Origin of the sequence: Streptomyces sp. NPDC057474, from assembly GCF_042802555.1 — a bacterium.
In the GTDB taxonomy this organism is placed as follows: domain Bacteria; phylum Actinomycetota; class Actinomycetes; order Streptomycetales; family Streptomycetaceae; genus Streptomyces.
Window position 1 is genome coordinate 26,601 of record NZ_JBHVDX010000097.1, and the last position, 7,928, is coordinate 34,528.

At 71.8% G+C, this 7,928-nt stretch carries 5 protein-coding genes; 2 read left to right on the forward strand and 3 right to left on the reverse strand.

Going from position 1 to position 7,928, the window contains the following annotated elements:
• Positions 1–187 precede the first annotated feature (187 nt).
• Positions 188–760 carry a hypothetical protein gene (locus ACFU53_RS25450; protein WP_383996692.1) on the reverse strand — a complete coding sequence of 191 codons (573 nt, stop codon included), beginning with the start codon at positions 758–760 and terminating at the stop codon, positions 188–190.
• Between the two features lie 266 nt (positions 761–1,026).
• Positions 1,027–1,794, reverse strand: a complete 768-nt coding sequence (locus tag ACFU53_RS25455) for a hypothetical protein (protein WP_383996695.1) — start codon at positions 1,792–1,794, stop codon at positions 1,027–1,029.
• Positions 1,795–2,220: 426 nt separating this feature from the next.
• On the opposite strand from ACFU53_RS25455, the gene ACFU53_RS25460 reads away from it, so the two are divergent.
• Positions 2,221–5,280, forward strand: a complete 3,060-nt coding sequence (locus tag ACFU53_RS25460) for a SpoIIE family protein phosphatase (RefSeq protein ID WP_383996698.1) — start codon at positions 2,221–2,223, stop codon at positions 5,278–5,280.
• Positions 5,281–5,487: 207 nt separating this feature from the next.
• Here ACFU53_RS25460 and ACFU53_RS25465 read toward each other — a convergent pair whose 3' ends face one another.
• The gene (locus ACFU53_RS25465) at positions 5,488–7,146 is read right to left on the reverse strand and encodes an alpha/beta hydrolase (protein WP_383996701.1); all 1,659 of its coding nucleotides are present in this window, start codon (positions 7,144–7,146) and stop codon (positions 5,488–5,490) included.
• 252 nt (positions 7,147–7,398) lie between these two features.
• On the opposite strand from ACFU53_RS25465, the gene ACFU53_RS25470 reads away from it, so the two are divergent.
• On the forward strand, positions 7,399–7,902 hold the full coding sequence (locus tag ACFU53_RS25470) for a signal peptide protein (RefSeq protein ID WP_383996704.1): 504 nt from the start codon (positions 7,399–7,401) through the stop codon (positions 7,900–7,902).
• The last annotated feature ends 26 nt before the right edge of the window (positions 7,903–7,928 follow it).

Genomic DNA, 7,928 nt, shown 5'->3' on the forward strand with positions numbered 1-7,928 from the left:
GCCGCCGGGCGCCCGCGTGTCCGAGCCAACTGGACGACCGGATCCGGCGGACCGGATGCGACCGCCCAGCATGCTCAGCCATGGCGATGTTCGTATACCTGACCTCGGGGAGGGGTGGTTCGCCGACTCGGACGCGTCGCGACCGTACGGCGTCCGCCCCACCCCAACTGGGCCCCCGAGCCCCCTTCTACGTCCAGCTGTGCGCCACATCCACGACCAGGCGGTCGGGAAGCTGGATCACCCGGAACGGCAGGCGGGCGCGGATGCCGACGCCGATCTGGGTCTCGCCCTCGAAGCTGCCGGCGAAGCGGGTGTCACGGAACGTGCGGTACCCGGAGATGTTCACGCCGGGCAGGGGCTTGGCCACCTTGCCCGGGTACGCGACGCCGCCGGTCTCGGGGTCGTAGCTCGGCGCGGCGACCCGGATCTCGAGGATGGCCCCGCCGATCACCGGGATGGGGTCGCCGGAGCCGGACTGGTGCAGCTGGTCGACGTACTGGACCCAGTAGCCGAGGCTGTCGCCGCCGTCGGGGACGTCGAACACGATGCGGTCGAAGCAGTCGTGCCGGCCGGTCCTGATGTCCGCCAGCGCCACCGCACCGCTGTCGGGGCTGCCCTTGACGCCGCTGCCCCACCCTGTCGGGCAGGCCGCCGCGGCACGCGCGGCACCCCCCGGCGCCGCACTCGCGGTGGCCGCCGCCGTCCCTATCGCGGTCCCCGCGAGCGCGAGTGCCAGAACCGCCGCTCCGATTCGTCGCATGTTGTCCCCCTTGGTGAAGCAACGCTGATGTAGCGCTGGTATTAGGTGAGACGACCGGATATGGCGGAAGGTTGTACTCCGGTTCGGCGGAAGTGTCCCTGGGACGTGACAATCACGACGGCGCCATGCCCCGCGCGATCTCGCGGACCGCGATGATCACGATGGCGCCATGCCCTTCGCCGCGGCCTCCTGGCCACCGCCATCGGTCTCACCGGCCTGCGCCCCCGCCGCCGGGGCACCCCCGTGCCCGACGGGTCCCGGGCCACCTATTTCTGAACCGCGGGGGAGCCGCTCCGCTCGGGGTGGCGGCGGCGGGCCGTCGGGGCGGGGGACGGGACCGTGTGGAGGAGGGGAGCGGTGGTGGGGCGCCCGGTGCCGGTGCCGGGCGATCGGCTCACGTACTGGCTGTGCAGGCTGTCGTCGATCCGCCAGAGGATGCCCGTGGTGCGGCCCGTGGGCGCCGCCGGGTCGAGTCTGGCGGTGAAGGAGGCCAGCCGGTCGTAGAGGGTCCTGGCGCGCGCTCCGGTGGCGGTGAACTCCGAGGCCGTGGCCTCGCGGAGGGCGTCGAGCACGAGGACCAGGTTGTGGCCGGAGAGCCGGACGTCCTGCATGCCGCCGTCGGCCTTGGTGATGCGGCCCGGCGGCAGGTTGGGGTCGGCGGTGAAGTGGGCCGCCCTGGTCGCGGTCGGGCCGACCCGGTCGTACGGGTCGCGTGTGCTCTGGGTCCAGCCGGGCTCCCAGACACCGAACGCCGTGCGGGCCAGGAAGGCCCAGGTGTCCTCGTGGCAGCGCAGGGTGAGGTACGAGACGCCGGCCGCGCGCTGGAGCGTGCCGTTGTGCTGTTCGAGGGCGACCCGGTTCGCGGCGAGGGCGGCCTGGAGAACCACGCGGTCCTCGTCCCGCCAGCGCCGCTCCTGCTCACCGCGCTGAGCCTTGAGATCTCGTTCGAGCTGCTGGTTCTTCGCGTACTGCTCGACGAACGTCCTGAACAACGTCCCGAACGACGTCTTGAATGCCTTCAACGTCTTGAACATGGCGCCTGCTGAGGTCGGGCCGGACATCCTGGAGTCGCGACAAACCTGGTGTCGCAGCGGCCCAACGACGCTCGACAGATCCAGGTCACGCTCGCCGTCCTATTTGTATATCAATGGGCCGACTGCTCTTCTTGCGGCTGCTCCTCGCGCGGCTGCTCCTCGCGCGGCTGCTCTTCTTGCGGCTGCTCCTCTCGCGACCGCGCTCCTCGCGACCGCGCTCGTCGCGACCGCCCCGCCCTCGACCGCATCAGCGGCTGGACGCGCGGGCATGACGCGCGCGGCGCGATCCATGATCCATGTGTCAACTCACCCTGCAATCCGTGCCGTTGAGGTGCGTGATCGCCCTGGGGGACGGCGTGGGGGAGCCACTGTGGAATTCCTGTGGCGGACTGCCTTACGTGTGAGTAGAGCACTAGGGTCTGCCGTATGAACGCACGGCTGGCCCTGCTCAGCACGGTGGATCCCGGCGTCGCGGAGAGCGAGGTCTTCCGGCTGGCGCTCCAGCACGCGGTGGGGGAGCTCGGCGCTCTCGGGGGGATGATCCATCTGAGGGGCCCCATGTCCGCCCTGCGTCTGGTGTCGGTCACCGGCCTCCCGCCCGCCCTCACCCGCCCGTGGGAGATCATCGACCAGGAGGGCCCGCTGCCTCCGGCCCGCGCCCTGCACCAGGGCAGCGGAGTCTGGTCGCCGCTGGGCTCCATGGCCATCGCCTGGCCCGGCACCGGTCTCGCCGCGTTACCGGTCTCGGGTCGCGACCGCACGATCGGCGCGCTCACCGTCCTCACCGGCGACCGGGGCGAACCCACCGGCCTGGAATGGGACTTCCTACGGGCGGTCGTCGACTGGACCGAGGACCGCATGGCGCAGGCGCCGCCGCCAACCGGACCCACCCAGACCGAGCCGAGCGGTGAGCGGCTGCGGCAGGCGCTGAAGGAGGTCAGCGTCGGCTCCTGGGACTGGAACATCCGCACCGGCGACCTGATCTGGGACGAGGCGGCCCTGGAGCTCTACGGCACCAGGCCGGCCGAGTTCACCGGCCAGATCGAGAACTGGATGCGGATCGTCCACCCCGACGACCTCGCCCCGACCCTGGCCGCGGCGGAGCGGGCGATCCGCGATCACAGCGTGTACGAGGCGGAGTACCGCGTACGACGCCTCGACGGCACCTGGGGCTGGACGCAGGCCCGCGGCCGGGCCACCTACGACGAGCACGGCGACCCCCACCGGATGATCGGCGTCGGCTGGGAGAGCAACGAGTCGCGGTCCGCGCGGGACGCGCTCAGCCGGGCCCTGCGGCACATGAGCGACGGTTTCCTCGCCGTCGACGACGACTGGCGGATCACCTTCGCCAACCTGGAGGCGGAACGCACCCTCGGCCTCTCCGAGGAGGAGCTGTTCGGGCGTCTGCTGTGGGACCTGCCCTCCGTGCGCGAGAACCCTGGCCTGGAGAGCCGCTGCCGGGAGGCCGCCGCCGAGGAGAAACCCGCCGGGTTCGACGTACACATGCCGGACCACGACCGCGTCTACCACCTGCGGCTGGTGCCCGGCCCCGACGGCCGCACCATCTACTTCACCGACGTCACCGAGAAACGGCGGCACGAGGAGGAGCGCCGCGACGCCGAGCGCGCGGCCTCCGAACGGGCCCACCGCATCGCCGCGCTGACCGCCGCGCTCGCCAAGGCGACCACCTCGCAGGACGTCGTCGACGCGGTCGCCCTCCGGGTGCTGCCGCCGTTCGCCGCCACCGGCCTCCTCGTCCAGGCCGTCGAGGGCGGCCGGCTCCAGAACGTCGGCGCCGTCGGCTACCCCGCCGAGTTCATCGACCTCGTCAACCACCGCCCCAGAGCGCCGTACGGCCCGGCCTGGGACGCCATCAGCACCGGCACCCCGATCTTCATCTCCTCACCGCAGGAGTACGCCGCGTACGTCCCCCAGCCCGCCGACCTGCCCGCCCGGGCCGGAAAACAGGCCTGGGCGTTCCTGCCGCTGACCGCGTCCGACCACACCTTCGGTGTGTGCGTCGTCTCCTTCGACCGGCCGCGCCGCCTCACCGACGAGGAACGCACCCTCCTCACCGCGATCAGCGCGCTCCTCGCCCAGGCCCTGGAACGCGCCCGCCTCTACGACCTCGAACACACCCGGTCCCGCGAACTCCAGCGCGCCCTGCTCCCCCAGGACCTGCCCGACCTCGCCGCCTGCGAGTCCGCCGCCCGCTACCTCCCGGCCGGGCAGGGCATGGACGTCGGCGGCGACTGGTACGACGTCATCCCGCTCTCCAGCGGCCAGGTCGCCCTCGTCGTCGGCGACGTCATGGGCCACGGCCTGTCCGAGGCCGCCACCATGGGCCGCCTCCGCACGGCCGTCCACACCCTCGCCGACCTCGAACTGCCCCCCGACGAGATCATGAGCCACCTCAACGACATCGTCGGCAACATGGGCGAGGACTCGTACGTCACCTGCCTGTACGCCCTCTACGACTCCACCACCCAGGTCTGCTCCATCGCCCGCGCCGGGCACCCGCCACCGGCCCTGGTCGGCCCCGACGGCACCGTGCGCTTCCCGGAGGTGACCGCCGACCCGCCGCTGGGCGCGGCCGAACCGCCGTTCGAGACGGTCGAGTTGACGGTGCCCGAGGGCAGCCTGATCGTGCTCTACACCGACGGCCTGGTCAAGTCGGCGAAGCGGGGCATGGACGAGGGCATGGCCGACCTGGCCCGCCTTCTGCGCACCGCCCACGAGGACGGCACCGCCGCCGACCTGGAACGCCTCTGCGACACCCTCACGCACGGCCTGCTGCCCGCCGAGCACGCGGCGGCGGACGACGCGGCCATCCTCGTCGCCCGCCTGCACGCCCTGACCGACGACCGGATGGCCTCCTGGTCCCTGCTCGACGACCCGAGGGCCGCCGGGCAGGCCCGCCGCCACGTCCGCGACCAGCTCGCCGCCTGGGGCCTGGACGACCTCGCCCCCACCACCGAACTCCTCGCCAGCGAACTCGTCGGCAACGTCGTACGTCACGCCAAGGGCCCCGTCCGCCTGCGCCTCCTGCACGGCTCCGCGCTGGTCTGTGAGGTCTTCGACGGCAGCCTCACCATGCCCCGAATACGCCGGGCCACCGACACCGACGAGGGCGGCCGGGGCCTCCAGCTCATCACCGCGCTCTCCCAGCGCTGGGGCACCCGCTACACCACCACCGGCAAGTGCATCTGGACCGAACAGTCCCTCACCGGCCCCGACCCGCACCGCGCCCCGCCGCCCGACCCGCCGGCGCACATGTTCCTGATCCCGGAGGACTTCGACGGCGACCTGGACGCGCTGTCCTTCGGAGACCTGGACACCGACTCGGACACCGCCTCGGACACCGACCTGGATACCGCCTCGGACACCGGCTCAGACACCGACCTGGACACCGGCTCGGACACCGACCTGGACACCGACTCGGACACCGACCTGGACACCGACTCGGACCAGGAGAGGGACGGGTAGCGGGGCCGCCCCCGGGCACGTTGTCGCACCACCGGTGGACCACCCGGGCCAGGTCCCCGTACAAGACGGACACGCGGGCCCGCACAAGAACCACGCGTTCCGGACCGTGGACGTGCCGAACCCCGGTGTGCCGGCCGTGAACGGGCGGGCCCACCGGGGTTCGTGTCGGTCGATCAGCTCACGGAGCCGATCAGTCCGCGGAGCCGGTCAGCTCACGTCGCCGATGCGGTCGACGCGCTCGTTGACGCCGTTGCGGAGTTCGCCCAGGGTCGTGCCGGGCGGGGCGACCTTCGGGGTGGAGGACGGCGGCTGGGTCTCGTCCGTGCAGGTGGTGCCGGAGGCCGGGACCTTCAGGTCGACGAGGTAGTTGATGACCGCGTCCGTCGCGCAGGCGCTGCGGCCGAACGCTGTGTGCCCCTCGGCGTCGAACGTCAGCAGTGAGGCGTTGTCGAGCTGCCGGGACAGGGCGACCGCGTCCTGGTACGGGGTGTCCGGGTCACCGGTGGTGCCGAGGACCAGGATCGGCGCCGAGCCCCTGGCCCGGAAGGAGCCGTCGTAGCGGCTGGCCTTCTCGGCGGGCCACTGGACGCACGCGGTGGCGTGCTGGTGGTCGTAGGTCGGCGGACCGAACGCCATGGCCGGGCCCAGCAGCGGCGCCGCCTTCGCGTTGGCCGTGACGTTCCGCCGCAGCTTGCGCAGGCTCTTCGGGTAGTCCTTGTCAACGCACTCGACGACCACGTTCGGGCCGAGGAAGTCGAAGCTGGCCGGGGACGGCGGCCGCAGCAGGAACGAGGTGTTGTCCCGCAGCTGCGCCTTGCGCAGGGCCGCGCCGAGCGAGGGCCAGATGACCTTGCCCTCGTTGATGTTGAACATCAGCCGGTAGACCAGGGTGTAGCCGTTGGCCTTCCCGCCGCTCGCGGTCGTCACGGGGTTCGCGTCGAGATCGCTCTTCAGCTTCTCGAACGCCCCGCGCGGGTCCCCGTCGCCGAAGCCGCAGATCGCCTGGTCGGCGGCGCACCAGTCGAGGAAGCGGCTCATCGAGCCGTCCAGCGCCAGGTACTGGGCACTGTCGTATGCGTAGGGGCGGTTGGCGTACTTGTACGGGTCGTACGCCCCGTCGAGCGTCAGCGCGCGCACCCGCTTCGGGAACAGCGCGGCGTAGACGGTGCCGATGTACGAGCCGAACGACCGGCCGTAGTACGTCAGTTGCTCCTCGCCGAGGGCCTGGCGCAGCAGGTCGATGTCGCGGGCGACGTACTCCGTGCCGACGTACGGCAGCAGCTCGCCCGCGTTGTCCTGGCAGGCCTGGTTGAACTCGGCCGCCTCGCGCAGCGCCGGACCGAAGGCGTCCGGGCCCGGGACGCCCTTGGCGTCGGTGACGGCCTTGGTGTAGCGGGCATCGTCGAAGCAGGTGAGCGCCGAACTGCGGCCGACGCCGCGGACGTCGTAGCCGAAGACGTCGAACGAGTCGCGGAGCGCGGCCGGGAGGCCCGCGTGGTTGTTGCGGACGAAGTCCACGCCGGAGTTGCCGGGGCCGCCGGGCTGCATGAAGAGCGTGCCCTTGCGCTTCGTCTGGTCGGCCGCCTTCTTGCGGACCACCGCGAGCGTGATCGTGCGGCCCTGCGGCTCCCGGTAGTCCAGCGGCACGTCGGCGTTCGCGCACTCGAAGCCGCCCTGGCAGTCGGACCAGGCGAGGGTCGGCACGGGCGGCGGCGGTGTCTTCGACGACTGCGGCTGCTGTGTCGTGTCCTGCGCGGCCATCGCCTGCGTCGCCGTCCCCGTCGCGGCGAGGACGAGCGCGGTCAGCGCGGCCCCGACGAGTCTGAGACGCGAGGAGCGTCTTGGTGCGTGGTGATACGTGGTCATGGGTGGGTGCCCCCCTGGGCTGTTGAATCCCCTGGACCCCACTGGTCGAGGTGGGGTCGGAGAATGTCTAGCTCAAGAGAGGGGAAATTGGCCAGCGAGGTGCCATGTGGCCGACATTCCACGGGATCTCTCCAATACCCGGCGGTAGTTACCGTCTTCGGGCATCCCTTCGTAATCTTGGAAACGTCCCTGGCCGGTATCCAGTGATGGGGCCCGGCCGGAACCCCCCACGATCACGAAGGATCCGCGCACGTGTCATCCAAGAACAGCCGTCTCCGGGTCGCCTTCCTCGCCGTGGCCGTGGCGGCCGCCGGCCTCGCCCTGGCGGGACCCGCCGCGGCGGCCACGCCGCAAACCGCCACCACCGTGTCCACGGCTCAGCAGGCGTCCGCCATACCCGTCGACTTCGTCGACCTCGCCACCAGCCCGCTCACCGCGGACGGCGAGAGCCACGAGGTCACCCTCACCTACCGCAACGACTCGGCGGCGGACCGGACCGTCGCCCCGCAGCTCCTGGTGGAGTCGCCGGACGCCGGCCCGTTCCTCGACCCGACGGACGTCAAGGTCGAGCAACGCACCGCCACCGGCTGCTGGAAGTCCGTCGGCCTCGGCAGCCAGACCGGCACCCTCTTCACCGACCTGACCACCGGCCGGCGCACGCTGCCGGCCGGCGCCACCCTCACCGAGGTCTACCGCGTCACCGTCACCGACCCGGCGGCCGAGGGCACGGTCCACCCGAGGATCGCCCTCTACTGACCACCGGCACCGCCCACGACCAGGGC